The sequence below is a fragment of the Bradyrhizobium sp. TM239 genome (assembly GCF_036247985.1).
Lineage (GTDB): Bacteria > Pseudomonadota > Alphaproteobacteria > Rhizobiales > Xanthobacteraceae > Bradyrhizobium > Bradyrhizobium ottawaense.
Genome location: NZ_BTIR01000010.1, coordinates 158,661 through 185,182, shown reverse-complemented (window position 1 = coordinate 185,182; position 26,522 = coordinate 158,661). Strand labels below are relative to the sequence as shown.

21 protein-coding genes are annotated in these 26,522 nt (G+C 65.4%); 13 read left to right on the top strand and 8 right to left on the bottom strand.

All coding sequences use genetic code 11. From position 1 onward, the window contains the following. Positions 1 to 9: 9 nt before the first annotated feature. The 8 genes from tolB (at position 10) to AABA84_RS18350 (ending at position 11,859) form a co-directional block, all read left to right on the top strand. Positions 10 to 1,365 carry a Tol-Pal system beta propeller repeat protein TolB gene (tolB, locus tag AABA84_RS18385; protein WP_433960975.1) on the top strand — a complete coding sequence of 452 codons (1,356 nt, stop codon included), beginning with the start codon at positions 10 to 12 and terminating at the stop codon, positions 1,363 to 1,365. 252 nt (positions 1,366 to 1,617) lie between these two features. Next, entirely contained in the window at positions 1,618 to 3,948 is a 2,331-nt protein-coding gene (locus AABA84_RS18380; RefSeq protein ID WP_212248720.1) for a putative bifunctional diguanylate cyclase/phosphodiesterase, read from the top strand. A 190-nt stretch (positions 3,949 to 4,138) separates the two neighbouring features. Then, positions 4,139 to 4,879 (top strand): N-acyl amino acid synthase FeeM domain-containing protein, encoded by a 741-nt coding sequence (locus tag AABA84_RS18375; RefSeq protein WP_028140318.1) that lies wholly within the window; start codon positions 4,139 to 4,141, stop codon positions 4,877 to 4,879. Between the two features lie 305 nt (positions 4,880 to 5,184). After that, positions 5,185 to 5,673 carry a peptidoglycan-associated lipoprotein Pal gene (pal, locus tag AABA84_RS18370; RefSeq protein ID WP_018317777.1) on the top strand — a complete coding sequence of 163 codons (489 nt, stop codon included), beginning with the start codon at positions 5,185 to 5,187 and terminating at the stop codon, positions 5,671 to 5,673. A gap of 204 nt (positions 5,674 to 5,877) precedes the next feature. Beyond that, positions 5,878 to 6,918, top strand: a complete 1,041-nt coding sequence (gene ybgF, locus AABA84_RS18365) for a tol-pal system protein YbgF (protein WP_338312671.1) — start codon at positions 5,878 to 5,880, stop codon at positions 6,916 to 6,918. A gap of 76 nt (positions 6,919 to 6,994) precedes the next feature. Next, complete coding sequence (tilS, locus tag AABA84_RS18360) at positions 6,995 to 8,053, top strand: tRNA lysidine(34) synthetase TilS (RefSeq protein WP_338312670.1); 1,059 nt, start codon at positions 6,995 to 6,997, stop codon at positions 8,051 to 8,053. A gap of 264 nt (positions 8,054 to 8,317) precedes the next feature. Continuing rightward, positions 8,318 to 10,243: an ATP-dependent zinc metalloprotease FtsH gene (ftsH, locus tag AABA84_RS18355; RefSeq protein ID WP_018317780.1), complete on the top strand. Its 1,926-nt coding sequence runs from the start codon at positions 8,318 to 8,320 to the stop codon at positions 10,241 to 10,243. Positions 10,244 to 10,413: 170 nt separating this feature from the next. After that, the gene (locus AABA84_RS18350) at positions 10,414 to 11,859 is read left to right on the top strand and encodes a hypothetical protein (protein WP_338312669.1); all 1,446 of its coding nucleotides are present in this window, start codon (positions 10,414 to 10,416) and stop codon (positions 11,857 to 11,859) included. Between the two features lies 1 nt (position 11,860). Here the strand turns inward: AABA84_RS18350 and AABA84_RS18345 are convergent, their stop codons facing one another. The 4 genes from AABA84_RS18345 to AABA84_RS18330 all read right to left on the bottom strand — a co-directional run bounded on the left by AABA84_RS18345 (position 11,861) and on the right by AABA84_RS18330 (position 16,866). Then, complete coding sequence (locus tag AABA84_RS18345) at positions 11,861 to 12,544, bottom strand: class I SAM-dependent methyltransferase (protein ID WP_212248724.1); 684 nt, start codon at positions 12,542 to 12,544, stop codon at positions 11,861 to 11,863. 8 nt (positions 12,545 to 12,552) lie between these two features. Continuing rightward, on the bottom strand, positions 12,553 to 13,548 hold the full coding sequence (locus AABA84_RS18340) for a glycosyltransferase family 2 protein (RefSeq protein ID WP_338312668.1): 996 nt from the start codon (positions 13,546 to 13,548) through the stop codon (positions 12,553 to 12,555). A 165-nt stretch (positions 13,549 to 13,713) separates the two neighbouring features. After that, the gene (locus tag AABA84_RS18335) at positions 13,714 to 15,276 is read right to left on the bottom strand and encodes a hypothetical protein (protein ID WP_338312667.1); all 1,563 of its coding nucleotides are present in this window, start codon (positions 15,274 to 15,276) and stop codon (positions 13,714 to 13,716) included. Positions 15,277 to 15,378: 102 nt separating this feature from the next. Beyond that, entirely contained in the window at positions 15,379 to 16,866 is a 1,488-nt protein-coding gene (locus AABA84_RS18330; RefSeq protein WP_338312666.1) for a hypothetical protein, read from the bottom strand. Between the two features lie 417 nt (positions 16,867 to 17,283). Here AABA84_RS18330 and AABA84_RS18325 point away from each other — a divergent pair, with 417 nt between their 5' ends. Together AABA84_RS18325 and AABA84_RS18320 are read left to right on the top strand one after the other, a co-directional pair. Next, positions 17,284 to 17,448 carry a Flp family type IVb pilin gene (locus AABA84_RS18325; RefSeq protein ID WP_018317786.1) on the top strand — a complete coding sequence of 55 codons (165 nt, stop codon included), beginning with the start codon at positions 17,284 to 17,286 and terminating at the stop codon, positions 17,446 to 17,448. A 298-nt stretch (positions 17,449 to 17,746) separates the two neighbouring features. Continuing rightward, positions 17,747 to 18,427, top strand: coding sequence for a TetR/AcrR family transcriptional regulator (locus tag AABA84_RS18320; protein WP_026201906.1), 681 nt, complete (start codon positions 17,747 to 17,749; stop codon positions 18,425 to 18,427). 150 nt (positions 18,428 to 18,577) lie between these two features. Here the strand turns inward: AABA84_RS18320 and pyk are convergent, their stop codons facing one another. Together pyk and AABA84_RS18310 are read right to left on the bottom strand one after the other, a co-directional pair. Continuing rightward, the gene (gene pyk / locus AABA84_RS18315; protein WP_212248728.1) at positions 18,578 to 20,014 is read right to left on the bottom strand and encodes a pyruvate kinase; all 1,437 of its coding nucleotides are present in this window, start codon (positions 20,012 to 20,014) and stop codon (positions 18,578 to 18,580) included. Continuing rightward, positions 20,011 to 20,604 carry a DUF1036 domain-containing protein gene (locus AABA84_RS18310; protein ID WP_212248729.1) on the bottom strand — a complete coding sequence of 198 codons (594 nt, stop codon included), beginning with the start codon at positions 20,602 to 20,604 and terminating at the stop codon, positions 20,011 to 20,013. Before AABA84_RS18310 ends, pyk begins: the two co-directional genes overlap by 4 nt. A gap of 168 nt (positions 20,605 to 20,772) precedes the next feature. On the opposite strand from AABA84_RS18310, the gene AABA84_RS18305 reads away from it, so the two are divergent. The 3 genes from AABA84_RS18305 to AABA84_RS18295 all read left to right on the top strand — a co-directional run bounded on the left by AABA84_RS18305 (position 20,773) and on the right by AABA84_RS18295 (position 22,131). Further along, positions 20,773 to 21,084 (top strand): DUF1244 domain-containing protein, encoded by a 312-nt coding sequence (locus AABA84_RS18305; protein WP_212248730.1) that lies wholly within the window; start codon positions 20,773 to 20,775, stop codon positions 21,082 to 21,084. A 195-nt stretch (positions 21,085 to 21,279) separates the two neighbouring features. Continuing rightward, the gene (locus tag AABA84_RS18300) at positions 21,280 to 21,552 is read left to right on the top strand and encodes a DUF2312 domain-containing protein (RefSeq protein WP_094976882.1); all 273 of its coding nucleotides are present in this window, start codon (positions 21,280 to 21,282) and stop codon (positions 21,550 to 21,552) included. Between the two features lie 153 nt (positions 21,553 to 21,705). Then, the gene (locus tag AABA84_RS18295) at positions 21,706 to 22,131 is read left to right on the top strand and encodes a DUF1801 domain-containing protein (RefSeq protein WP_212248731.1); all 426 of its coding nucleotides are present in this window, start codon (positions 21,706 to 21,708) and stop codon (positions 22,129 to 22,131) included. A gap of 46 nt (positions 22,132 to 22,177) precedes the next feature. Here the strand turns inward: AABA84_RS18295 and AABA84_RS18290 are convergent, their stop codons facing one another. Both AABA84_RS18290 and AABA84_RS18285 read right to left on the bottom strand, forming a co-directional pair. Continuing rightward, on the bottom strand, positions 22,178 to 23,800 hold the full coding sequence (locus AABA84_RS18290) for a DUF882 domain-containing protein (RefSeq protein WP_338312665.1): 1,623 nt from the start codon (positions 23,798 to 23,800) through the stop codon (positions 22,178 to 22,180). Between the two features lie 269 nt (positions 23,801 to 24,069). Beyond that, positions 24,070 to 26,223: a L,D-transpeptidase family protein gene (locus AABA84_RS18285; RefSeq protein ID WP_338312664.1), complete on the bottom strand. Its 2,154-nt coding sequence runs from the start codon at positions 26,221 to 26,223 to the stop codon at positions 24,070 to 24,072. Positions 26,224 to 26,522 lie beyond the last annotated feature (299 nt).

Genomic DNA, 26,522 nt, shown 5'->3' with positions numbered 1-26,522 from the left:
AATTTTGCAATGAATGACGTCCGATCGATGAACCGCCGCCGCTTCATGACCCTGACCGGATCGACCCTCGCGATGCTCGGGGGTGGACGTGCCTTCGCTCAGGACCGGCTCCGCATCGATCCCACGGCATTCCAGCCGATCCCGATCGCGATCACCAATTTCGTGCCGGGCTCGCCCGCCGACGGCGACGTCGGCAATGGCGTCACGCAGGTCATCACCAACAATCTGAAGCGCTCGGGCCTGTTCGCGCCGATCGACCAGGCCGCCTTCATCGAGCGCATCAGCAACATCGACGTCGCGCCGCAATTCCAGAACTGGAAGACGCTCAACGCGCAGGCCCTCGTCACCGGCCGCATGACGCGGCAGTCAGATGGACGGCTCAAGGCCGAATTCCGCCTGTGGGACGTGGTCTCCGGCCAGCAGCTCGCCGGCCAGCAATATTTCACCTCGCCGGAATATTGGCGCCGCATCGCCCACATCATCTCCGACCAGATCTATGAGCGGATGACCGGCGAGAAGGGCTATTTCGACAGCCGCGTGGTGTTCGTGGACGAAAGCGGCCCGAAGGAGCGCCGCGTCAAGCGGCTCGCGATGATGGATCAGGACGGCGCCAATGTGCGCTATTTGACCCGCGGCTCCGATCTCGTGCTGACGCCGCGCTTCTCGCCGAACTCGCAAGAGATCACCTACATGGAGTTCGGCCAGGGCGATCCGAAGGTCTATCTGTTCAACATCGAGACCGGCCAGCGCGAGATCGTCGGCAACTTCCCGGGCATGACCTTTGCGCCGCGCTTCTCGCCGGACGGCCAGCGCGTCATCATGAGCCTGCAGCAGGGCGGCAATTCCAACCTGTTCGTGATGGATCTGCGCTCGCGCTCGACCACGCGCCTCACCGACACGCCGGCGATCGACACGTCTCCATCTTACTCGCCGGACGGCACCCGCATCTGCTTCGAGTCCGATCGCGGCGGCAGGTCGCAGATCTATGTGATGGCGGCGGGCGGCGGACAGGCGCAGCGGATCTCCTTCTCCAAGGACGACACCAACGCCAGCTATTCGACGCCGGTGTGGTCGCCGAAGGGCGATTACATCGCCTTCACCAGACAGGGCGGCGGGCAGTTCTCGATCGGCGTCATGAAGCCGGACGGCTCCGGCGAGCGGCTGCTCACCTCCGGCTTCCACAATGAAGGTCCGACCTTCTCGCCGAACGGGCGCGTGCTGATGTTCTTCCGCGATCCCGGCGGCAGTGGCGGGCCGTCGCTGTACAGCGTCGACATCTCGGGCCGCAACGAGCTCAAGGTGCCGACGCCCGGCTTCGCCTCCGACCCTGCATGGTCGCCGCTGCTATCCTCGACGGCGGGCTGACGAGAGAGCGCTAATACATCGCGCGTTCAGAGGCGCGATGTTGTCGAAAAACGCGTCGATTTTTTCGACTTTTCTGCGCAAAGCAAGCCTTCCTTCACCTTGTGCCCGGCAAGGCTTGCCTAGTTGCTTGATATTTAAGCGGAAATCGGTTCGCTGATACCGAAAAACAACTCGACTTTAACGATATTCCCTCAGAAAGGCTTCATCTGGGCTGGGTAAGACTACGCGCCAAACAGGACGCGTAACAAGCCAATGCAACTGGCCGACCAGAAGCAGAGTGATCGAGACGAGCTGGAGCCGATACTCTACGCCGCTCTCATCAACTCCATGGTGCAGAATTTCTGGGCGATCTTCCTAGGCTCGGCCTCCGCGGCCGTGGCCGCGGTGATGACTGCGTTGAAGACGGGCGATGTCTGGTTGTGGCCGCTCGCGTTCCTGCTGATTGCCATCGGCACCGCGCGCGCCTTCCAGATGCGCGGATATGAAAACCGCACCGAGGTGCTGTCATTCGAAGAGGCCAAGCACCTCGAGCCGCGCTACTGGATCGGCGCGCTGAGCTATGCGGCGGTGCTCGGTCTGTGGGCCTTCGTCGTCATCTACAACAACAACGATCCTGTCGCCGACATGCTCTGTGTCGCCATCGGCATCGGCTACACCGCGGGCGGCGCCGCCCGCAATTACGGGCAGCCCCGGGTGATCCAGTGGCACGTCGCGCTGGCCTGCGGTCCGATGTCGCTCGCCTTGCTGCTGCACGGCGGCTTCTACCACATCGGTCTTGCCATCCTGCTGGTGTTCTTCTTCATCGGGCTCAAGAACATCAACCTCAGCCTGCATGCGATCTTCGTCAAGGCGCTGACCTCGAGCTTCCGCGAATCCGCGCTGGCGAGCCAGTTCGACACCGCGCTCAACAACATGCCGCATGGCCTGTGCATGTTCCGCGCCGACGGCCGCCTCGCGGTGATGAACCACCGTTTCGGCGAGCTGATGGCCTTGCCCGAGGATCTCGTCAAGCGCGGCGCCACTGCCGCCGATATCGCGGCGGCCTGCGTTTCCGCCGGGTCGATCTCGGCGGAGAGCGGCAACCACATCCTGGCCGAGATCGAGCATGCGCGGATCTGCGAGATCGTCACCGCCGATCCGGATTCCTCGCGCGGCCGCACCCTGGCCTGGACGTTCCAGCCGATGACCGGCGGCGGCACGGTGCTGCTGCTGGAAGACATCACCGAACGCACCAATGCGGAAGCCCGCATCAGCCATCTCGCCCGTTATGACGAGCTCACGGCGCTGCCCAACCGGGTCAGCTTTCACGACGAGATCGAGCGGCTGCTGAAGAATTCGCATCATGCCGAGCGGCTCTCCGCGCTGCTCTTCGTCGACCTCGACCAGTTCAAGCAGGTCAACGACACGCTCGGTCATCCCTGTGGCGACCAGCTGCTGTGTGCCGTCGCCAACCGTCTGCGCGAGATGTTGCGCCCCGAAGATTTCGTTGCGCGTTTCGGCGGCGACGAATTCGTCGTGTTCCAGCAGAACATCTCCTCGCCCGAGGACGCCGCCGCGCTTGCCCGCCGCATCGTCGAGCGGCTGAGCGAGCGCTACCGCATCGACAATCATTTGGTCGAGATCGGCGCCAGCGTCGGCATCGCGCTGACCTCGCCGGGCGATGCCAGTGCCGACACGCTGCTCAAGAACGCCGACATGGCGCTGTACCGTGCCAAGGCCGACGGCCGCGGCACCTTCTGCTTCTTCCGCGACGAGATGGCGGCGACCGTCGAGGCCCGCCGCATCCTCGAGCTCGACCTGCGCAAGGCGCTCGCCAACGAGGAATTCGAGCTGTTCTACCAGCCGCTGGTCAATCTGAAGTCCGGCAAGATCACCACGTGCGAGGCGCTGCTGCGCTGGAATCATCCGGTGCGCGGCACGGTCTCGCCGATCGACATCATCCCGGTCGCCGAGGACATGGGCCTGATCGTCGATCTCGGCCGCTGGATCCTGCGCCGCGCCTGCATGGAATGCATGAAGTGGCCGGAGAGCGTCAGCGTCGCCGTCAACTTCTCGCCGCAGCAATTCCACCAGCGCGACGTGCTGAGCGAAATCCGTTACGCGCTGGAGGTGTCGGGCCTGCCGGCGCATCGGCTGGAGATCGAGATCACCGAGTCCTCGCTGCTGCGCAACACCCAGCTCACCCACGATATCCTGTCGCAATTGCATGCGCTCGGCGTGCGCATCTCGCTCGACGATTTCGGCACCGGCTATTCCAGCCTCAGCTACCTGCACAATTTCCCGATGCAGAAGGTGAAGATCGACCGCTCCTTCCTCGAAGGCATCGATACCGACCGCCCGCTGACGCTGCTGCGTGGCGTGGCGCGGCTGTCCGCCGATCTCGGCATGGCCGTCGTGGTCGAGGGCATCGAGACCAACGAGCAGCTCGATCTGATCAGCGCCGACGGCACTGTGTCCGAAGCGCAAGGCTATCTGTTCAGCCGTCCGGTGCCCGCCGTGCGGATGCGCCAGCTGCTCAACGCCTCGCATGGGCGGCGCGGCGAAGGCCAGCTCCACGTCGCCAGCTCGCGCTCCTTCGCTTAAGTCCGTTTCTCGGAACGTCCCATCATTTCAGGCTGTTGCAGGGTACCGTAGTGCTACGGAGGTTAACCCTAACCCTTCGATTGCTTTGCATACTTGTTAAGAAGGTGTTAATAAATCATGGCGCGCGCGTAAGTTGTCTTGCAGGAATTGCCTTCGAATGCCGCGACGTGAGTGTGTTTAAGGAGTTGGAATGCAGTCCTCAGCCAGATCTGTCATTTCGGCTGTTGGACGGGGAGCGGAACTCCTGACCGACGTCGACTATCATCTTGCGGAAACCGTCGCGGAGAAGGAGGAGATCTACAATCTCCGCTACCGCGCCTATCTGCGGGAAGGCGCGGTCAAGCCCTCCGCGGATGCGCGGGTGACAGACCGCTACGACGAGCTGCCGAACGCGTGGACCTTCGGCGTCTATCTCCATGGTGAGCTCTGCAGCTCGGTGCGCATCAGCGTGCTGACGTCGGAATGGCGCGAGTCCACCTCGGCCGATGTCTTCCCGGACATCCTGCTGCCGCGGCTCGATCGCGGCGAGGTCATGATCGACCCGACCCGCTTCGTCGCCGATCCCGACCAGGTCAAGCGGGTTCCGGAATTGCCCTATCTGACGACGCGTCTCGCTTACATGGCCTGCGAGCATTTCAATGCCGATCTCGGCCTCGCCATCGTGCGCCCCGAGCATCAGGCCTTCTACCGGCGGGTGTTCCTGCATGAGACCATCGCCGAGCCGCGACTGGTTCCCGGCCTCACCAAGCCGTTCGGACTGATGGCGGCGGACTTCCCGACCTTCCGCAAAAAGGTGTTCGAGCGTTATCCAATCATGCGGTCGACTGCCTTCGAGCGGCGGATGCTGTTCGGGCGCGGCGGCCAGCGCCAGGTGCCGCAGCGGCCGGTGCTCGTGGCGGACGCTGCACACGCGGACGCCGCGCACGCCTGAGTCGGCGATAGTGTGGATGCGGCTCCAGGTTTGAGCCTGGGCTCTGCCCCTTACCCGTCACGCGTCGCCACGCATCTCGCCCTGGGCCCAAAATTCCGGCGAAAGCCGGGTTTTTGCCGGCCGGCGCGGCTTGCCTTCACCCTCGCGCCACATTTACAACCCATTAACCATGACGGGTGCTTTTCGCTGGTTGGGGGCATTTGATCGGCTGAGGCAAGGTTCCGTCAAGGTTGACGGAACGTTCGCTTAACCAACCCCCTGTAGACCGGACAGCAGTGGACTAACGTGAGCGTGGAGGCTCCGGAATGAAACATCCTATGCGTATCCTCCAGGGATTGAAGCTGGTCGCGGTGCTCGCCGTCGCGCTGTCGATGGGCGCCTGCGCCAACAAGAATGCCGCGACGGATGCGATGGCCAATGCGGCAACACCTGGCAGTCAGCAGGATTTCGTCGTCAACGTGGGTGACCGCGTGTTCTTCGAAAGCGACCAGACCGATCTGACCCCGCAGGCGATCGTGACCCTGGAGAAGCAGGCGCAGTGGCTGCAGACCTATCCGCGCTACAGCTTCACCGTCGAAGGCCACGCCGACGAGCGCGGCACCCGCGAATACAACATCGCGCTCGGCGCCCGGCGAGCCCAGTCGGTGCGTTCGTTCCTGGCCTCGCGCGGCATCGATCCGAACCGCATGCGCACGATCTCCTACGGCAAGGAGCGGCCGGTCGCCGTCTGTAACGACATCTCCTGCTGGTCGCAGAACCGTCGTGCCGTCACCGTGCTGAACGCGAGCTCCTGACGCCGAGATACTGACACTCGGTCAGGCGCCGTTCATCTTCCAAAACAGATTATGCCGGCGCCCTCTCGGGCGCCGGTTTCGTTTCAGCAAACCGTGACCTAAAACCCCTTGGTTCAAGTCACGGTTTTGGCGTACTCCCTTCCTCATTGTGTGGCGCGGCGAATGGTCCGCCATGTGCCACGTCGCTTTTGTCGTCAGGGCAAGATGTCATCGAAATTCAAGGCAGTTACCGGCACCGTGGCAACCGTCGCGCTGCTCACTTTGTGCTCGCCCGCAACTGCGCAGTCGGTCTTTGCGCAGTCGGATGATGCCGATCCCGAGATGCGGATCGAGCGGCTGGAGAACCAGCTGCGCCAGCTCACCGGCCAGAACGAAGAGCTGCAATACCGCAACCGCCAGCTCGAAGAGCGGCTGCGGGCGCTCGAGGGCGGCGCGCAAGGCGCGCCCGGACAGGCGCCCAACGTCGCGGCGATGCCGCCCGCCCAGGTCGGACCAGGTCAGGTTGCGCCAGGCTATCGCCAGCAGCCGCAGCAGCAGGCCGTGCAGCCGAATTACGAGCAGCCGCAGAGCGCCGCTTCTGCGCCGATCGTTCAGGAGCAGCCGGCGCCCGGCGCCCCCGGCACGCGTCGTCGCGGCGATGCCTTCGATCCGAACCAGAACCCGAGCGCGCCGGGTGCGCCGCGCGCGCTCGGCGGCGGCCCGCAGCCGATGCCGTCGGGAGCACCCGGCGGCCGCGGCGCCGGCGAGCCGCTCGATCTCGCCAACACCGCCCCCCGTTATCAGCAGCAGGCCGCTCCCCCGGCCGCCCAGCCCGGCTATCCGCCGGCCGGCGGCGCCGGTCTGACCACCCTGCCGCCCTCGGCAACGCCGCGCGACGAGTTCGACCTCGGCATCGGCTACATGCAGCGCAAGGACTACGCGCTCGCCGAGCAGACCATGAAGAACTTCACGCAGAAATATCCGAGCGACCCGCTGCTCGGCGACGCGCAATACTGGCTCGGCGAGAGCTACTTCCAGCGCCAGCAATATCGGGACTCCGCGGAAGCCTTCCTCGCCGTCACCACCAAATACGAGAAATCGGCCAAGGCCCCGGATGCGCTGCTGCGGCTCGGCCAGTCGCTCGCCGCGCTGAAGGAGAAGGAGGCCGCCTGCGCCGCCTTCGGCGAGGTCGGCCGCAAATATCCGCGCGCCTCCGCCGGCGTCAAAGCCGCGGTCGACCGCGAGCAGAAACGGGTGAAGTGCTGACGTCGGGGTCCTGACAATGCGGATGGTGCTGCGCTAGACATCGTAACCATCCGTCTGCGACTGTCAGGGCCGCTTCATGCCAGACGACGACAATTCTCCGATCTCGACACGCGAGGCGAGGCGACTCTTCGCCGGCCTGAAGAGCGCGCCGGCGCTGGTGCTCGCCGTGTCGGGCGGGCCCGACTCGGTCGCGCTGATGTGGCTTGCGGCGCGCTGGCGGCACAGTCTCGCGCGCGGCCCGCGTCTCACCGTCGTCACGATCGATCACGGCCTGCGGCGAGAGGCGGCGCGTGAGGCGCGCGAGGTCAAGCGGCTCGCCACTGAGTTCGGATTGCCGCACCGGACCCTGCGCTGGCGCGGCGCAAAGCCGAAGACCGGACTGCCGGCGGCGGCGCGCGAGGCCCGCTACCGCCTGCTCGCGCAGGCCGCGCGTGCCGTCGGCGCGAGCCACGTGCTGACTGCCCACACCCGCGACGACCAGGCCGAGACCCTGTTGATGCGCCTGTTGCGGGGCAGCGGACTTGCCGGGCTGTCGGCAATGGCCTCCCTCAGCGAGCGCGACGGGATCGTGCTGGCGCGTCCGCTGCTCGACGTCCCGAAGGCGCAGCTGATTGCGACCTTGAAGCGGGCCAGGATCGGCTTTGCCGACGATCCCACCAACCGCGACACCGCCTTCACCCGACCGCGGCTGCGCGCGCTGCTGCCGCTCCTTGCGGCCGAGGGCGGCGATGCCCGCACGTTGGTGCGGCTCGCGGCCCGGCTGGCGCGGGCCAATGCGGCGGTCGAGTTGCTGGCCGACGGCGCCGAGCGCTTCCTCCATTTGAGGGATCGCGGCGATGCGCCGCAGGTCGGCGTTCGAAGCTTCGAGGCCTCCGCCTTTGCCGTCCTGCCGGAGGAGGTCCGGCTGCGCCTCCTGCTGCGGGCCATCAACGCGCTCGGGCATGAAGGGCCGGCGGAACTCGGCAAGGTTGAGACCCTCCTGGCCGCGCTCGACCAGGCCCTCGCCGCAAGCCCTCGCACGGGCGCAAATGGTCGGCAGGCCCTGAGGCAGACCCTTGCGGGAGCCTTGATCAGCGTTGCCGGCGGGCGTATCCACGTCGCACCGGCGCCGGTCCGGCGCCGCAAGGGCGGATAGGCGCGGACGAGGGCGGATCATGACACCGGCCAATTCGGCCCCGCGCCGTCAGGACACCTTAACCAGGCAGGAGAAACCCCGCTTCGGACGCCATTATTTCAGCGGGAATCGCTCTAAGATGGGATAAATAGTCCCACCTCGTTCCCTTGGCAGCGACCGGGACGGCACCTAAATTGTATGCGTCTAACGATGAGGATTCCTTGGGGATTTCCTCGTAGAGCCCAAGGATGAGGCCGCGATCCGCGCGACCACGAAGGAAGATCGATGAACGCCAATCTGCGCAATTTCGCCCTCTGGGTCATCATTGTCTTGCTGCTGTTGGCGTTGTTCACGCTCTTCCAGAATCCGGGTCAGCGGGCCTCCTCGCAGGACATCGCCTTCTCGCAGCTTCTGAGCGAGGTTGACCGCGGCAATGTGCGCGACGTCGTGATCCAGGGGCCGGACATTCACGGCACCTTCACCAACGGCTCCAGCTTCCAGACTTATGCGCCGAGCGACCCGACGCTGGTGAAGCGCCTGTACGACAGCAAGGTGCAGATCACCGCGAAGCCGCCCGGCGACAACGTGCCGTGGTTCGTCTCGCTGCTGGTCTCCTGGCTGCCCTTCATCGCCCTGATCGGCGTGTGGATCTTCCTGTCGCGGCAGATGCAGGGCGGCGCCGGCAAGGCGATGGGCTTTGGCAAGTCGCGCGCCAAGATGCTGACCGAAGCGCATGGCCGCGTCACCTTCGAAGACGTCGCCGGTGTGGACGAAGCCAAGCAGGACCTTCAGGAGATCGTCGAATTCCTGCGCGATCCCGGCAAATTCCAGCGCCTCGGCGGCCGCATTCCACGCGGCGTGCTGCTGGTCGGCCCTCCCGGCACCGGTAAGACCCTGATCGCGCGTGCGGTCGCGGGTGAAGCCAACGTGCCGTTCTTCACCATCTCCGGCTCTGACTTCGTCGAGATGTTCGTCGGCGTCGGCGCGAGCCGCGTCCGCGACATGTTCGAGCAGGCCAAGAAGAACGCACCCTGCATCATCTTCATCGACGAAATCGACGCGGTCGGTCGTCATCGTGGCGCCGGTCTCGGCGGCGGCAATGACGAGCGCGAGCAGACGCTCAACCAGTTGCTGGTCGAGATGGACGGCTTCGAGGCCAACGAGGGCGTGATCCTGATCGCCGCGACCAACCGTCCCGACGTGCTCGATCCCGCGCTGCTGCGTCCGGGCCGCTTCGACCGCCAGGTCGTGGTGCCGAACCCCGACGTCGTCGGCCGCGAGCAGATCCTCAAGGTCCACGTCCGCAAGGTGCCGCTGGCCCCCGATATCAACCTCAAGACCATCGCGCGCGGCACGCCGGGCTTCTCCGGCGCCGACCTGATGAACCTCGTCAACGAGGCTGCGCTGACCGCCGCCCGTCGCAACAAGCGGATGGTGACGCAGGCCGAGTTCGAAGAGGCCAAGGACAAGGTGATGATGGGCGCCGAGCGCAAATCGCTCGTCATGACCGAGGAAGAGAAGCTGCTGACGGCCTATCACGAGGGCGGCCACGCCATCGTCGGCCTCAACGTCGTCGCGACCGACCCGATCCACAAGGCGACCATCATTCCGCGCGGCCGTGCGCTCGGCATGGTCATGCAGCTCCCCGAGCGCGACAAGCTGTCGATGTCGCTGGAGCAGATGACCTCGCGGCTCGCGATCATGATGGGCGGCCGTGTCGCCGAAGAGCTGATCTTCGGCCGCGAGAAGGTGACCTCGGGTGCGTCTTCCGACATCGAGCAGGCGACACGCCTGGCCCGGATGATGGTGACGCGCTGGGGCCTGTCCGAGGCGCTCGGCACCGTGTCCTATGGCGAAAACCAGGACGAGGTTTTCCTGGGCATGTCGGTGTCGCGCACCCAGAACGCATCGGAGGCGACGGTCCAGAAGATCGACACCGAGATCCGGCGTTTCGTGGAAGAGGGCTACAACGAAGCGACGCGTATTCTCACCGAGAAGCGCGCCGATCTCGAAGCGCTCGCCAAGGGCCTGCTCGAGTTCGAGACGCTGAGCGGCGACGAGATCGTCGATCTGCTCAAGGGCAAGAAGCCGAACCGCGAGTCCGTGCTCGAGCCGAGCACGCCGCGCGCCTCCGCGGTGCCCCCGGCCGGCAAGTCGCCGCGCCCGCGGCCCGATGCGGATCCCGGCCTGGAGCCGCAGCCGCAGGCGTAATCGCGAGCGCCAGATGAGATTGCAAAACGCGGCGGAAACGCCGCGTTTTTTGTTGGCCGGCGGTTCGCGGATGCGGGGCGTCGCCGGCGCGAGCGAGATGCGCGGCTTCCGGGGCAAACGCGGGAATCACTAAAGAAGAACTTAACGCTTGCGTCCTATTTTGGCCCGCCATGACTGACCAGGTCGTCCACAGCGCGGTTCAACCGTTTTCGGCACGTGCAGCGCTCCCTTGGGCCGTGGGCCTCGGTGTCTATGCCCTGCTGCTGATCGTTGGGCCGTGGCTGCTCGGTGATCCCGACAGCTATTCCCATATCGAGGTCGGGCGCTGGATCATCGCGCATGGCACCCTGCCGGAGAGCGATCCCTTTTCGTTTTCGAAGCATGGCGCGCGCTGGATCACGTTCGAATGGCTCTCGGAAGTCGTCTACGCCGGAGCCTACGCATTGTCCGGCTGGCCCGGTGTCGTCGTCGTCGCGGCAGCCGCGATAGCGCTCGCCTTTGGCCTGTTCACCTTCTTCCTGCTGCGCGAGCTCTCGCCGGCCCTGACGCTGCTCATGGTGATCGCGGCCGTCATCCTGTTGGCGCCGCATATGCTGGCGCGGCCACATGTCCTCGTGCTGCCGGTGATGGTGACCTGGGCGGCTGCCCTGGTGCGCTGCATGGATCGCGGCGGGCCTCCGCCATATTGGGCGCTGCCGCTGCTGGTCTTGTGGACCAATCTGCATGGCAGCGTCGTGCTGGCGCTCGGGCTGATCGGCCCGGCGGTGCTCGAGGCGCTGCTGCGTGAGGAGCGACGCGAATGGCCGCGCGTGCTGCTGCGCTGGCTGCCATTCTCGGCGCTTGCCCTCGCAGCATCATGCCTGACACCGCACGGGCCGGAACCGCTGCTGATGCCGCTGACGACGCTCGGCCTCGGCTCCGCGCTCGCCTGGATCGGGGAATGGCGGCCGCAGGATTTCAGCCACTTGGGCGGCTTCGAGTTATTGCTGCTGGGGGGCATCTTCGCGCTCGCGCGCGGCGTGACGCTGCCGGTCGTGCGCGCCCTGGTGGTGATCGGCCTGCTTCATTTCGCACTGGCGCAGGTGCGCAATGCGGATCTGCTCGCCATGCTGGCGCCGCTCTATCTGGCGGCCCCGTTGGGCCAGAGGTTCGGCGGGCGGATCACGGACGATGCGGAGGGCGCGTCGCGCGGCCTGAATCTGGCCGCGTTCGGTGTCTTGATCGCAATGAGCGGAGCGGCGCTGGCGCGCGACATTCGGCCGGCTCCCGTCATCACCCCCCAGGCTGCCATCGCGCAAGCCGACCTTGCCAAGGCGGGGCGCGTGCTCAACGATTATTCCTTCGGCGGCTATTTGATCTTTGCCGGCATTCCCACCTTCATCGATGGTCGCGGCGAATTGTACGGGGGACCGTTCATCGACCGCTACAATCGTGCCCTGGCGCTGGTCGACCTCGCAGATCTTCTCAAGCTGCTCGACGAATACAACATCGACGCGACGCTGCTCGCGCCGCGGACGCCGGCAGTCGCGATGCTCGACCGGCTGCCGCAGTGGCAGCGCGTCTACAGCGACGACGTGGCGGTCGTGCACAAGCGGCGGGATACGCCGCAAAGATAGGTCAGGCGGACCCGAAGGCCGCGTATTGGCCGCCGAGCGACACGCCGCTCAGGGCATCTTCGAGGCGACGCGCCGGTTTGGTGTCCCAGGGAAGCAGCAGGAAATGGCGCGCGCCGATCTCGCGCAGGCCGCCCGCAGCCATCAACTTTCGGGTCTTGCCGGCACTGAGCAGGACGGCGTCCCGGTCGAACTCACAGCGCGCAACGGCCAGACGTGTCAGCGGATTGTACGGATTGTGCTCGATCACGCAGACGAGCCCCCCCGGGCGCACCACCCGCCGCATCTCGCTGATGAAATGCGTCCATTCGGCCGGCAGGATGTGGTGCATCACGCAGATGGCCGTAACCAGATCGAAGCTGGCGTCCTCGAAGGGAAAAGTGCGCCCGTCAAACTCGCGGTAGTCGACCTCGCTATTGGCCGCGCGGGCCTGCGCCAGGCTGGCCGACGAGACGTCGATACCGCTCAAGCGGCCGACCATGCCGTGCAGCAGCGGATGAAGGCTGCCCACGCCGCAGCCGACGTCCAGCATGTCGGGCCTCTCCGTATTCAGCCGCTGCGCGATCAGATCGCCCAGCAGATCGGCCTTCGCACGCATGAAGAAATCATGCGGCAAGCCGGAGAAGTCGATCGAGGATTGGACAACGTCACGGTAGTTGGCGTGATAACCGTCGAAGAGCTCAGTCATGCGCCGGGTCACTCGTTGACGGCGTGGATTGCAGGTGCTGCCGCCGCCTCGTTGCGATCGAAGCCGGCGCGCGTCTGCACCACATAGAGCGGGCGGCGTTTCACCTCGGCATGGATGCGGCCGACATAGAGCCCCACGATTCCGGTCATCAGCATGTTGATTCCGCACAGCAGGGACACGACGACGATCGTCGACGACCAGCCGGTCACGAGATGGCTGTCCTTGCTGAGCCACAGCAGGATCACCCAGCCGCCGTAGAGCAGGGCCAGTCCCGACACCGTCAATCCGCACCAGATCGCAAGCCGCAAGGGCAGATCGGAAAAGCCGAGCGCGGCGTTCACCGCGAGCCGCACCATCTTGAACAGCGGGTATTTGGTTTCGCCCGCGGCGCGCTCGAGGCGGTGGAAGGCGACCTCGGCCTGCCGGAAACCGAGCCAGGCGATCATGCCGCGCACGAAGCGGTCCTGCTCCGGCATCTGCCTGAGTGCGTCGAGCACCTTGCGATCGATCAGGCGGAAATCGCCGACATCGGCGGGGATACCGACGGAGGACATCCTGCCGAGAAGCCGGTAGAACACATGCGCGGTCGCACGCTTGAACCGGCTTTCGCCTTCGCGCGACAGGCGGCGGGCGTGGACGACGTCGTTGCCTTCCTGCCATTTTGCGATCAATTGCTCGATCACTTCGGGCGGATCCTGCAAATCGGCGTCCATGACGATGATCGCGTCACCTTGCGCGGCGTCCATGCCGGCGGTGATGGCAACCTGATGTCCGAAGTTTCGCGACAGGCCGATATAGCGAAAGCGCGGATCGCGCTTGGCGAGCGCCTGAAGGACGATCGAGCTGGAATCTTTGCTGCCGTCGTCGACGAAGATTGCTTCTGCCGGCCCGTCGAGCCGGGACAAGACCTGGTCGAGCCGGCGCAGCAGGACCGGCAGCACGGCTTCCTCGTTGAACACGGGGATGACGAGGCTGTAGCGGATCGATCTGGAATTGGCCGCCATGCGAGAGATTCCGGCTGGGTTGCAGGGGCGGGAGTCTAGTTCGGCGGTGGTTAAGGTCGCCTTGCCGCAACCGTTAAGGATCTAGGGCCCTGGGGTGGCTGAGGGCGGGAGGCGGGACGGGATGGTGATCCCCGATTAACCATGCGGTGCAGTCCCAGCTTCGGTCTAGGATCTGCGGCGGATCTTGTAGAGAACAAATCGCTCCGAGGTGTCCAGCGCCTCCAGCAGATCCGGCAGCGGGTTCGCGGCCGGCGGGCCGAGCACATAGAGATAGTCGTAGTCCTGGTACCAGGTGCGGATGAACGGCGGAACATCCGCCGGCGGCTGGCCTGTCGCAATCGCGGTGAGCAGCTCCGACGGCACCGGCCCTCCGTAGGGAATGGCAAGATGGCGCACGGCCTCGCGTGGCCGCACCGGCTGCTTGCCCGCTTCCGTGAATAAATTGGGCACGAACGCGTTGGCATAGTGCACGGCCAGCGTCGGCGCGTAATACATCGGATACGAGGTGAGATCGGCGAAGGGCGGGTCTCCATTGTCGCCGGTGCTACCGACAAGGATGCGGGAGCCGCGATCGATCTTGTGGAACGAGGCGATCATGGCCGCATAGTCGGCGCGGTAAGGCAGCCACACCGCAAGGACGACGGCGAGATTGATCAGTGTGATGCCGCTGATCGCGGCGAGCGCAGCCGATCTCCAGGCACGGCTGGGCAGCGACAGCGAGCAGAAGGCCGGCAGGATCAGAGCTGCAGCGGGAATCACGCGAAGGTCGACAAAGGCGGTCCCGAACAGCTTCGAGGGAATGACCAGGTAGAGCAGCGCAAAGCCGATCGCGAGCCAGAGCCCGGCCGGCTCGAGCTTGAGGACGCCGCGCCTTGCGGCGAAAAGCAACGGGATCATCAGCGCCAGTCCGGTCACTGCCGATGCCGTCAGGCTGTAGCCGTTCAGGATGCGCAACGGCCAGATCGGCTTGAATCCGAGGAACCAGCTCGTCCCTTCGCTTCCGATCGAGCCCGCAGTCATTTGCATGATCCCAAACAACACGAGCGCCGGCAGGGCCAGCGCGCCGAGTCGCGCGGCCGCAACCAGGTACGATGTACGCTGCTGACGAATGCGCGAGAGCTCGTAGAGGCCAAGCGTCGCGCCGTAGATGCCGAGCGAGAAGAAATGCGCCGCATACAGCGCAGCGACGAACAGCAAATTGGCGCCAAAACGCAGCGGCCATGGGCCTTCGGCCAGCATCAGGTAGATTGCGATGCCCCAGAGAGCGAGGCCGAGCCCAAACTCGAAATTCACGAAGCCCCAGCTGAACGGCAGACAGTAGAGGAAAGCGAGCGCAGCGAAGCCGGCAAGATGAACCCGCCCCTTCCGGGCCCATTCCAGCAGCAGCGCGCCCCCGACGATCAGCAATTGGCTCAGCAGCAGAAACAGCCGTGTGGCGTTCTCGACGCTCATCAGCCGCGCCAGCTGCGGGACCAGCAGATCCATTCCAAGGTTGGGATAGAAGGCCCAGGCCACCTCGTAATACGGATTGGCGTCGGCGGTGCCGTTCCGGCTCAGAATGTACATGCGGGCGAGGTGATTGGGATAATCCACCATCGCCGGAATGGGGCTCAGCAGCACCGGCAGAAACGAGACGGCCGCCAGCACCGCAAGAACGGCGATCGCCACCGACCGCTCCGAGCCGTACCGAGCCGGGATTGTCAAACTCGGCCTGTCAAAAGAAGACATGTCGTGGGATCGCTGATGTCTGAGCGCGGTGTGCCAGGTCGAGTCCGCGTCGCATTTGGAAGGACGTCTCACGGTTACGAATACGCGCCCGCAAGTAGGTACTCACTTCGAAGGCGTCGCGGTCGAGCTGTCCGCATGGTCTCGCACATGGATCACGGCGATGTCGTCCGTATAGATCCGCTTCCAGCCCTTGAGCTGGTCGAGGATCTGCGGGCCCGGCGCATCGGCAACCAGCAGCGTCGCGTCGATCTTGTACTCGTCGAGCAGGCGCGGCAGCAATTCGGGCTTCTTGCCCTCCGTCGCCTTGAAGAAGTCCATGACGAATTTCTCGCCATAGAGCTCGGCACGGCCATCGACGAAGACCGGAATATCGCGCGAGATCAGATAACCGCCGAACTGGTAGGCATTGAAGATGCGCTGCACCTTGCGTTGCTCGAGCAGGTCGACGGCCGCAACCGGCGTGTGCGTCGTCGTGAAGGTGAAGCGGTGGTGCGCCATGTAGAGCGACGTCGAGGTCCAGCTCGCCGCCACGATCATCAGCGCGCCGAGCGCGGTGACATAGCGGGCGGGCCAGCGCCCGGCACCGGCGTCAGGCGCCGGGCGCTGGAACAGCTCGCCGAGCGGCTTTGCCAGCACCAGCGGCACCAGGAACGCAAATGCCTCGATGCTCCTGATATGGGTCAGCGCGCTCCAGGTCAGGAACAGGATCAGGAAGATCCGGGGCGCCGACAGCACCAGGCCGCGATAATAGCCGAATGCGATCAAGCCGAGCAGGGCGCCTTCGAATGGGGTGAACGTGGAGAAGTTCGCCGGCATCCATTCGAAGATCAGCGACAGCAGCTCGCCGAGGCCGAGGATGTTGGTCGCGCCCAGCAGCGTCCGCCAGCCATATGGCGTGCAGCAGCTCGCGATCAGCGCGCCGATCCCGAACAACACCCAGCGCAGGAACAGCTGGAGCCGGCGTCCCTTCTCGGCATGCTCGACGGCCTCGAGCGAGATCGGGCCGATCAGCGCGAGGCCCAGCACGAAGCCGCCATGCAAATTCGCCCAGAGCGCCATCAGCGGCAGCCAATACCAGGACGGCGCGCTCTTGCGGTCGGCAGCCGCCATCAGCAGGCCGACCCACGCCACCATGACGGGCAGCGCCAGGATATGCGGACGCGCCAGCACGTGATGGGTCGACAGCAGCAGCGCCAGCATCGCGAACAGGACAGCGCGTGGTGCCTCGATCTGCGCGTCGAGCAGATGGACGAAGATCGCGACCGTGATCGCGACCGCGACCGCGGTGAGGATGACGGGGCCTGCCCAGTCCCATTGGGCATGGGAATAGGCGAACAGCACCTGTGACAGCCACGACGTCGAGATCCATGGCGCGCCCGTTCGCGTGAAGGAATAGAAGTCGGTGGTGGGCATGGTGCGGTGATCCAGAATCCATTGCCCGATCTTCACCTGCCAGAACGAGTCGGAGTCCTGTAGCCGCGTGTCGCCGAGGTAGAGGAAGAACAGATAGACGCCGGCACCGACGCACAGCGGCACCAGGGCCCTCGCGCGGCTCTGCGCCGCGATGCTGTTGGCAAAGGAAAGGGACATGCCGCCTCGTCGTCCTGTTGTTCTTGTCGGTCGGGCACGATCTGGATCCGGAGGGCCGCGTTAAGCGCAAAGTGTGGTGCGGCTTTCCGAGAAGTTCATGCTCGAGCGATCACCTGACGCGCGATGAACGATTCATCTCGTCGCGTGTCAGTCCGAGTGGGCGGCATTGGACCACGGGCGGTCATAACTTCGGGTAAACCGGCAGGCCACGCCGGTTTCATGTCCCGACAAATTTAACGGATTGTTTTAGATTCCAATTTACCATCGGCGAATACACGCAAACCGTTCGGTGTTTACGCAGTCGAATTAACTGCGGCGCAATTCTTTGCCTCTACGTTCGGTTCCATGGTCGGGCGGCGCTGGGAAGCCGAAAAGACCAGATCAGTTGTAGCCTCGTGTACTCATTTGGAGCACTCTATGAAGAACCTCGTTGCGCGTTTCCTGAAGGATGAATCCGGCGCCACCGCCATTGAATACGGCCTGATCGCTGCCGGCATCGCGCTGGCGATCATCACCGTCGTCAACAATCTCGGCACCACGCTGAACACCAAGTTCACCGCGATCTCGACCGGCCTCAAGTAAGACCGGACGAACTGCGAATTTCTGAGAGCCTCGTCCCTGACGGGGCTCTTTTCTTTTGGGCGAGGCCGGCAAGGCCCGTAACGAAGCCGGCGCTGCGGACCCAGACGCCGGATCCGCAAGCTCGCCTTTGACGATCCGGTGGCCATAGGCGGCCGCGAGCAGCGGCGCCCCGCGCATTTGCTTCTTGTCATCCTTCCTGAATAGTTGTTCAGTCCTTGCGGGGCGATTTGCATCTTTTGACGTGACGAAGCGTTTAGCCGCAGGGCGTGCGGCAGGCGTGTGGGACAGGAAGCGCGCCATGGTTTATCGGCGGACGCATCAAGTGGTGAAGCGCCTTGCGGCGCGGCGCAGTGCGATCTTGACGGCGGCACGGGAGACGGCGGCGGAAGGCGGGATGGCGGCGGTGCAGATCGCGCCGGTCGCGGTCCGGGCCAATGTCGCGGCCGGCACGGTCTACCGCTACTTCCCCTCCAAGGCCGAGCTGATTTCCGAACTCATTGCCGAGGTCTCCCGCGACGAGCTCGCGGCGATCCGCCGGGCGGCCGATGCCGCGCCGGGGCCGTCCTCGGCGCTGGCGGCCGCCGTCACCACCGTGGCGGTCCATACCCTGTCGCAGCGGCGGCTGGCCTGGGGCATTCTGGCCGAACCTGTCGATGTCGATGTCAGCGCCTCGCGCCTTGCCAGCCGGCGCGAGATTGCCGGCGAGATTGCCGCCCGGATCGACGCCGCCGTGCGTGCCGGTCACCTGCCGGCGCAGGACACCGCGCTCGCCGCCACCGCCTTGCTCGGCGCGCTGCATGAGGCCCTTGTCGGTCCGCTTGCGCCTGACAATCTCGACGATCCCGTCAAGATGCGCGATGCGGTGCAGACCGTGACGCTGCTGGCGCTGCGTGCGGTCGGCGTCATGGACGCCCGCGCCCGCGGTCTGGTGGTGCAGCAGACGCTGCTGCCGACCGCGAAGGCGCTCGTTGGGGCGTAAAATCGCCGTGCGCACGAAATAGCCGGCCTGACGGCGCTCAGGTCGTTGGCTGAGCGAGCCTTTTCGCAAAACCGCAGCAGGCTCGCCGGACCTTCCGGCTACTTTGCATGGGGTTGTTTTTCGACTTTTTGTTTGGCGCGCTCTGCGGGCCTACATGTTCGCGTCGCCCTCGGGGCCGACCGAGGCGATGCGCACCATGTTGGTGGTGCCGGGGATGCCGAGCGGCACGCCGGCGACGATGATGACGCGCTGGCCGGCGCGGACGAAGCCGTCGCGGAACGCGATCTGGCCGGCGCGGCTCACCATGTCGTCCTGGTCGCGCGCATCTTCCGCCACCACGCAATGCACGCCCCAGACCACCGCGAGCCGGCGGCCGGCGGTGATGTTCGGCGTGATCGCCACGATCGGCGGCTTCGGCCGCTCGCGCGCCACCCGCACTGCGGTCGAGCCCGATGAGGTCCAGCAGATCAGGGCGGGAAGGTCGAGCGTCTCGGCGATCTGCCGCGCGGCGTCGGCGATGGCATCGCCCGCGGTGGATTCCGGCGCGGGGCGCTGCGCGGTGAGCACGGAACGATAAATCGGGTCGCGCTCGACCTCCTCGCCGATGCGGTTCATGGTCGAGACCGCCTCGACCGGGAATTTGCCGGCCGCCGATTCCGCCGACAGCATGATGGCGTCGGCGCCCTCATAGACGGCCGTGGCGACGTCGGAGACCTCGGCGCGGGTCGGCACCGGCGACTGGATCATCGACTCCAGCATCTGGGTTGCGATCACAACCGGCTTGCCGGCGCGGCGCGCCATCCGCGTCATCTGCTTCTGCAGGCTCGGCACGCGCTCGAGCGGCAATTCGACGCCGAGGTCGCCGCGGGCCACCATCAGCGCATCGGAGGCCTCGATGATGTCGGCGAGACGGTCGATCGCCTGCGGCTTCTCGATCTTGGCCATCACCGCGGCGCGGCCGCGGATCATCTTCTTGGCTTCGATCACGTCGTCGGCGCGCTGCACGAAGGATAGCGCGATCCAGTCGATGCCGGTGACGAGCGCCGCCTCGAGGTCGGCGCGGTCCTTCGACGTCATGGCGGAGACCGGCAGGTCGGTGTCGGGCAGGCTGACGCCCTTGCGGTCGCTCATCTTGCCGCCGACCACGACCCGCGTCACCGCGTGCTCCTTCGAGGTCTCCTCCGCGATCAGCCGCACCTTGCCGTCGTCGAGCAGCAGCGCATGGCCGGGACGTAGCGCGGCCAGGATTTCCGGATGCGGCAGGTGGACGCGCGTGGTATCGCCCGGGGCCTTGTCCGAATCCAGCGTGAAGGTCTGGCCGTTCTGCAGCTGCACCGAGCCTTCGGCGAAGGCGCCGAGCCTGAGCTTCGGGCCCTGGAGGTCGACCAGGATGCCGATCGGCCGGCCATAGCTGCTCTCGACGTTGCGGATCGTCGCCACCAGCTCCCGCATCTTGTCATGCGAGGTGTGGCTCATGTTGATGCGAAACAGGTCGGCGCCGGCCTCGAACAGGCGGCGGATCATCGCGAGATCTGAAGAGGCCGGGCCCAGGGTCGCGAGAATCTTGATACGGCGAAGACGCCTCATGGCTTATTTCCAGACGGGGGCGAGGGAGCTGGCGGGAGGCCAGGCGCGGCGGGGGGCGTACCACCGGGCGGGCTATTGGGCAAACCAGGAACCCCGCCCGGGCCAACCGGACCGGGCAGGCCGGGTACGCGTTGCTGCGCCGGCTGTTCGTTGGCATCAGTAAGCTGCACCGTCCACGCCCGCTGCTCACCGGTATCGACCTCGAAATAGCCGGTCCGGTCATAGCCGCGCGCGAGGCAATCCTCGGTGCCGCGGATGGTGAACTCCTTGTCGCGCGAGCACATGAAGGCCTGCCCCGACCACTCGCCGCCGCGGTCATAGTCGATGGCGTAGATGTAATAGTAACGGGCGACCAACGTTCCCCGCAGCAGCGTCTCGCAGGAGCGGGACGAGATGTTCCACCAGCCCTCGGTGGTCCAGCCCTCGGCGTCCTTGTAGCCGAGCGCAATGCCGACCCGGCTCGAGGTGTTGTTGCAGAGACGGAAATCGGCGGAGGCCGGGCTGCTCCACAAGCACAGCAGGCCAACCGCCAGCACCGGGACCAACCGGGCGAGCATGCGAAGGGGGGAGCGGGGAGATTCGGCGATCATTGTCGCGGAAGCTATATCAGATCATTGACGATTTGGCGTAGGGGGCCGGGGAACTGCCCCAAGGCCGGGTTCAGGTCCGTTTGCGCCGGGATATGGCAAAATCTGTGACAGGGCCCACCTGATCCCGTAAGGGTGACCGCCATCGGGGCAGGCCCAAGGGATACAGCCATGGCAATCGACGACAAAACCAGAACGGAGCTCGAGGCGGCGGCGTTCCGCCGTCTGGTCGATCACCTGAAGTCGCGGACGGATGTCCAGAACATCGACATGATGAATCTGGCGGGCTTCTGCCGCAACTGCCTGTCCAACTGGCTCAAGGAAGCCGCCGACGCCCAAGGCGTCGCCTTGAGCAAGGACGAGAGCCGGGAGGCCGTCTACGGCATGCCCTATGAAGCCTGGAAGTCGAAATACCAGGGCACGGCCACGCCCGAGCAGCTCGAGACGATGAAGAAGGTCCATCCCCACGGCCACGGGCACTGAGCGGCCCTGCGAGCCACGTCCTGAGTCGCATCACACAACAGCTTTCTTGGCCTCGCCGCAGGAAGGTGTGGGCGCGCTGTGGACGAGCGCGATGCTGCCTTGAACGCAGTCGGGACCGACCCTAAGGGTCTATCAGCACGCGCGGTGAGGATGCCGGCGTCACCTCGTTTTGCCAGTTCCATTTGGAGTACCAAGATGGCCACCACCGCCGCCGTCCGCGACGACGAGCCCGCGACGAAATTTGCCAAGGACCAGCTCAAGTCCATCATCGAGCGCATCGAGCGGCTGGAGGAAGAGAAGAAGGCGATCTCCGACGATATCCGCGACGTCTATGCCGAGAGCAAGGGCAACGGCTACGACGTCAAGGCACTGCGCACCATCGTGCGCATGCGCAAGCAGGACCCGAACGAGCGCGCCGAGGCCGAGACGATTCTCGAGACCTACATGCAGGCGCTGGGCATGCTCTGAGGCGTTAACGCCTCAAGCACGACTGCCCTAGCCCGGATGGAGCGCAAGCGAAATCCGGGTGTTGCAGCTTGCCTCGTCCCCCCGGATTACGCTTGCGCTCCATCCGGGCTACAAATCGCGCGTGTTGCACTTCGTTTGTGAACGGAGACGCGAATGATTACGCCGAGGCTGCCGCGCGAGGTCGACCGTGCCTTCGCCGCTCTTCCGGCGGCGATCGGCAAGCGGCTGCTTCAGGTGCGCGAGCTGATCTTCGCCACCGCCGCGGCGCATGACGAGGTCGGCAAGCTCACCGAGACTCTGAAGTGGGGCGAGCCGGCTTATCTGACGGATGAGAGCGGCAGTGGCTCCACGATCCGGCTCGGCCGCCTCAAGGACTCCGAGCACGCCGCCATTCTCTTCAACTGCAAGACGACGCTGGTCGACAGCTTTCGCGAGCGCTTTGGCGATCAGTTCGAGTACCGGCAGACCAGGGCCTTATTGTTGCCGGTGGCCGGCAAACTGCCGAGGCAGCCGCTCACCATCTGCCTGTCGCTGGCGCTGACGTATCATCTGGACCGGCGAGCGAGGAAAGCGCGGTAGCGGACTACGAGACGCAAACAATTGGAAGCAGTGAAGGCTACCAGCCTCAACGCAGAGCCGCGGTGCGAACGACGAACGATGTCGTCTGGAGCTTCGCGGTCGCGCTGCCCGAAAAACTGTCGCAGGACAGGCCGTGCATCGGGTCGTCGACAAAGCCCATCGTGATCACGGCCTGCGGCTTGACGAAATAGGCGCGCAGCGCGGCCGTATCGAGCTCGCCCATCAGCGTGACCGACATCGCGCGGCTGGCGCTCGGCGACAGCATCACGATCTTGAGCCAGATGCTCTCGCTCTTGGCGGCGGAGAGGCGGGATGCGGTCGCGACCGCGCCGTCGACGCTCTTGCCGACCACCGTGTTGATTTCGGTCGCCTGAGCGAGGCTGCGCGACGCGGGACGGGCGGAGCGCGGGATCGGCGCGGAGGCGGCGACGACATTGGCGCGATCGACCGGGGAGGCGGCCGGCGCGTAAGCCAGCGCCTGAAGGGCTGCGTTGGGCACGCTCGCGGTTGCCTGCGGATCGGTGGCAGAGGCGAGCGCCTGGCGCGCCTTCAGCGCAGCGATTTGCGCCGGCGTCGCCTGCTGCGGCGTGGCCGGATTATCCCAGAAGCCGCGGGCATTGATGATGTCGGCCGGGGTCTCCGGCTTGCCATCCGCAGATTTGGGTGCCGGCTTGTCAGCCACGGCCGCGGGCTTCGGCTTGGGCGGCGCGACGAGCTGCGCGTCGGCCGAGGCGAGCTGGATCGTGGCGGCAATTTGCGGCTTGGCGCGCGGCGTCGGCACCGGATCGGCGGGCTTGGCTGCGGCTGCGACCACGGTCGGCGCGGCTGCCGGCTTGGCGGCCGGGGCGGGCGCGCCCTCGTCATCCTCGTCGCTGCTGGCGGCCGGGGCCGGTTTGCCCTTGAACAAGGCGGCGAAGAAATTCGGCTTGCTGCCGGAATCGTCGCCATTGCCGCGGCGCTCGATCTCGGCCTTGGCGAGCTCATAGCCCTTCAGCGGCGTGCCGTCGGTCGGCAGATGCACCGTTTTTCCGTCCGGGAACACGCGGGCGAGCTGGTCATGCGTCATGCGCGGCCAGTGCCGGATGCTGCCGGTGTCCAGATGCACGAAGGGCGAGCCTGAGGTCGGATAGAAGCCGACGCCGCCGCGCTGGAGGCGCAGGCCGGCGAAACGGATCTGCTCCAGCGGCACGCCCGGAATGTAGAAGTCCATCGCATGTCCCAGCATGTGCTGGCTGAAGCGCGCCACGCCGGAGGAGCGGCGGCGGAGCATGGCGTTGGTGGCGGGGGAGCGGTAGGAGGAGATGATCTGGATCGGCTGCTTGGCGTCGACGTCGCGATAGACGTCCCAGAGGATGTCGAAGAGGTGACGGTCCATGACCGTCTCGTCCTGGGTCCGCCAGTCGCGCAGGAAGTGGTTGAGCTGCTTCAGCGCCGCTTCGTCGTAGCGGCCCTCGCGCTTGAAGGTGACGGTGAGGTCTTCGCCGGAATGGGTGTGGTGGAAGGAGAGCGTCTTGGTTTCGCTCAGCGCGGCGGCGTTATGGACTGAACCTGCGGCAGCAAGCAGCAACACGGCAGCGAGGCCGATCCGGGATCCGGCCTTCACTCCCGCATGGGACAACGACAGCACAGTAAATTCGCGTGCGAGACCAGTCAGCACGTATGAGCCCACCCAGTCGACGAGCGTTCAAAATGGACTCTCCCGCCAACCCCGTTAGCGCGCGAAAGAGGATGAACGCTTTCTTAAAGCGAGAAGGTTAATTCGAGGTTGACCTTCCCGCCCCCAAACCAAGTCAGAATACAAACCTAACCGGTTGAGTGTGGCAAAAAAACGCCCGCGGCCCGGAGCCGGGTGGACAATGGTTAACGTTAAACGGCCCCATCCATGGGACGGGGCCGTTGATATCGTTGCAGAATTCGAAAAGCCGAGGTCCCGCAGCCTTACCGGGTGAACACCCGCTGCTGCTGGGACCGGCGGCCGACCGGAGCCGGCGGCGGGGTCGGCGCCCCGCCTCCGAACAGCCGTTCGAAGAAGTTCGGGCCCGACGAGCCGAAGCCGCCGCCATTGTTGGCCACCGCCACGCCTGAGGGCAGGGTCGTCGCCGGGCGCGAATAGCTCGGCTGCGAGTGCGCAACGACGGCCTCGAGATCCTTGCCGCGGTTGTTCTTCAGGATGTTGATCATGGTCGCGTCGCGGCCATAGACGTCCTTGCGGAATTGAAGCTTGCCGGCATCGTCCACGAAGGCGGTCTGATAGGTGATGTTGACCGGGACCGGCGTCGGGAATTTCAGGTCGATCTCGCTCTTGCCGTACATGCTGCGCACGCGCTCGGGCGTGTACTTCTCGTTCGGCATGGCGATGTTGAGCAGCACGGACGCGTACTGATCCGGATTCTGCACGCGCATGCAGCCATGGCTGAAGGCGCGATCTTCCCTGGCGAACAGGTTCTTGTCCGGGGTGTCGTGCTGATAGACCAGGAACTTGTTCGGGAAGTTGAAGCGGATGCGGCCGAGCGCGTTGGCTTCACCGGGCGGCTGCGAGATGTGCACCGAGCCATCGCGGTTCTGTTCGAGCTTGAGACCCATGCGCTGCAGCACGGTCGGATCCTGCTGAAGCGCCGGCAGGTACTCGTTGTAGACGATCGAGGGCGGCACGTTCCAGGTCGGATTGACCGTGATGTACTTCATCGTCTCGGTGAGCAGCGGGGTCGCATGCGTGCCCGGCTTGCCGGTGACGACGCGGGTGGTCCAGACCTGCTGGCCGCGCTGCATCACCTTCAGCGTGTAGTCGGGAATGTTGAGGATCACATAGGCATCGCCCAGCGCGGGCGCGCCGAGATCGCGCGGCAGCCAGCGCCAGCGCTCCATGTTCACCAGCACCACGTCGATCTGCTTGTCGCGCTTCGGGGTGTTGAGCGCCTTGACCGTCTTGTCGTCGAGGATGCCGGTCGCCTTCATCTCGGCGCCGCTCTGGAATTTTCGCACGGCGTCGGCGAGAGCAGCGTCATAGCGGGTGTCGCCGGCGTTCTCGGCAAGGCCGAGCTTGGCGCGGAGCTGCGGCACGCGCGCATCTTCCACGACGATCTCAGGCTGCTTCTTGCCGGCCGGGGTGTATTTCAGCGCCGGACCGTCGGCGATCTCGATCACCGGGCCGTTGCCTTGACCGCGAAGCTCCGCGAGCTTGGCCTTCAGCTCCTTGTAGAGCTTGTGCGGCGGATTGTAGCTGTCGAGCGCAGTGGAGGCATCCGTCGCGGTCGTGACCTTGGCGAGCACCTCGTTCGGGTCGACCGGATGCTCGGGATAAAGGATGTCGCCGCTGACCTGCGACCAATGCATGCGACCACTCTGGGCCTGGCGCGCATAGTCGAACATGCTGGCGGTGAGCTTGAGCTCGGCATCGGCCAGCGCATCGGGCGTGGTGGCGCTGGCGAAATCCGGCACCGGATAATCGGTGGGATTGAGGCCGTCGGACGCCGCGTCCTTCAGCCGCGCGATGACGCCCTTGGCCGCGGCGGTCAGGCTGCCGCCCTGGGTCCAGACCGGCGCGAAGTCGCGTGCGCCATAAAACTTCTCGATCGCCGCGCGCTCGTTCTTGCGGTCGAAATGGCGCGAAGTCTTGACGCCGATGATGTCCTTGAGCTTGTCGGCGACCGGCTGGTCGGCGGCGGGAACGTTGCTCGCGGCCTTCACCGGCTCGGCGGCCGGAGCCGCTGCCGTGGCGGGTGCCGCGGGCGCAGCCGGCGTGGCGGTCTCGCTCTTCGGCGCCTCGGTGGCGGGCGTGGTGGCGACCTCGGAAGGCTTGGTCTCGACTTTGTCGGGGGCCGGCGCAACGTCAGCCTTCACAGGCTCCTTCGCCGGCTCCTTGGTGGAGTCCTGAACCGTGGCAGTCGTGTCGAGCTTGATGTCGGATGCGGTCGGCGGCGGGACGTTGGCCGGCTCGGGACGCGGGATCGCGGCTTCGATCGCGAGCTCGGCGGCGCTGCTGCGCGCCTGATCCTGCGCCAGGGCTGAGCTGGCCGACACCGTGAGGAAGGTTGCCGCGACCGTCATCAAGACACGGTCGAAGCCCGCACGGTGGTTCAAACAGTCACGCATTGTGTCGCACCCCTCGGGTGAACTGTCCCTCGTGGAACAGCTTCGTTATCGCCTATTGAGCTTCGGCTAAATCGCGCCGGCCTCTCGAAAGTTGCACGCCTGCACGCAACGATTCATACGCAGACGATATACAGGCCCCGGTTTTGCAGCCAGCGCTAACCGGGACAACTCACGTCAAACTGACTTCAAGGGAGCCTCTTGGCAACGGATTGTGCGCCTGCACAGCGCGCTTTTCCCTGTGTCTGTCACTTCCAAGTCACGGTTCAAGCCGCAGTGGAATTCTGTCGTCATGCGAACGG

What these genes read in the sequence shown, in the direction of transcription:
- tolB (WP_433960975.1), top strand. Translation starts at nt 10, where the DNA reads ATGAATGACGTCCGATCGATGAACCGCCGCCGCTTCATGACCCTGACC.
- AABA84_RS18380 (WP_212248720.1), top strand. Translation starts at nt 1,618, where the DNA reads ATGCAACTGGCCGACCAGAAGCAGAGTGATCGAGACGAGCTGGAGCCG.
- AABA84_RS18375 (WP_028140318.1), top strand. Translation starts at nt 4,139, where the DNA reads ATGCAGTCCTCAGCCAGATCTGTCATTTCGGCTGTTGGACGGGGAGCG.
- pal (WP_018317777.1), top strand. Translation starts at nt 5,185, where the DNA reads ATGAAACATCCTATGCGTATCCTCCAGGGATTGAAGCTGGTCGCGGTG.
- ybgF (WP_338312671.1), top strand. Translation starts at nt 5,878, where the DNA reads ATGTCATCGAAATTCAAGGCAGTTACCGGCACCGTGGCAACCGTCGCG.
- tilS (WP_338312670.1), top strand. Translation starts at nt 6,995, where the DNA reads ATGCCAGACGACGACAATTCTCCGATCTCGACACGCGAGGCGAGGCGA.
- ftsH (WP_018317780.1), top strand. Translation starts at nt 8,318, where the DNA reads ATGAACGCCAATCTGCGCAATTTCGCCCTCTGGGTCATCATTGTCTTG.
- AABA84_RS18350 (WP_338312669.1), top strand. Translation starts at nt 10,414, where the DNA reads ATGACTGACCAGGTCGTCCACAGCGCGGTTCAACCGTTTTCGGCACGT.
- AABA84_RS18345 (WP_212248724.1), bottom strand. Translation starts at nt 12,544, where the DNA reads ATGACTGAGCTCTTCGACGGTTATCACGCCAACTACCGTGACGTTGTC.
- AABA84_RS18340 (WP_338312668.1), bottom strand. Translation starts at nt 13,548, where the DNA reads ATGGCGGCCAATTCCAGATCGATCCGCTACAGCCTCGTCATCCCCGTG.
- AABA84_RS18335 (WP_338312667.1), bottom strand. Translation starts at nt 15,276, where the DNA reads ATGTCTTCTTTTGACAGGCCGAGTTTGACAATCCCGGCTCGGTACGGC.
- AABA84_RS18330 (WP_338312666.1), bottom strand. Translation starts at nt 16,866, where the DNA reads ATGTCCCTTTCCTTTGCCAACAGCATCGCGGCGCAGAGCCGCGCGAGG.
- AABA84_RS18325 (WP_018317786.1), top strand. Translation starts at nt 17,284, where the DNA reads ATGAAGAACCTCGTTGCGCGTTTCCTGAAGGATGAATCCGGCGCCACC.
- AABA84_RS18320 (WP_026201906.1), top strand. Translation starts at nt 17,747, where the DNA reads ATGGTTTATCGGCGGACGCATCAAGTGGTGAAGCGCCTTGCGGCGCGG.
- pyk (WP_212248728.1), bottom strand. Translation starts at nt 20,014, where the DNA reads ATGAGGCGTCTTCGCCGTATCAAGATTCTCGCGACCCTGGGCCCGGCC.
- AABA84_RS18310 (WP_212248729.1), bottom strand. Translation starts at nt 20,604, where the DNA reads ATGATCGCCGAATCTCCCCGCTCCCCCCTTCGCATGCTCGCCCGGTTG.
- AABA84_RS18305 (WP_212248730.1), top strand. Translation starts at nt 20,773, where the DNA reads ATGGCAATCGACGACAAAACCAGAACGGAGCTCGAGGCGGCGGCGTTC.
- AABA84_RS18300 (WP_094976882.1), top strand. Translation starts at nt 21,280, where the DNA reads ATGGCCACCACCGCCGCCGTCCGCGACGACGAGCCCGCGACGAAATTT.
- AABA84_RS18295 (WP_212248731.1), top strand. Translation starts at nt 21,706, where the DNA reads ATGATTACGCCGAGGCTGCCGCGCGAGGTCGACCGTGCCTTCGCCGCT.
- AABA84_RS18285 (WP_338312664.1), bottom strand. Translation starts at nt 26,223, where the DNA reads ATGCGTGACTGTTTGAACCACCGTGCGGGCTTCGACCGTGTCTTGATG.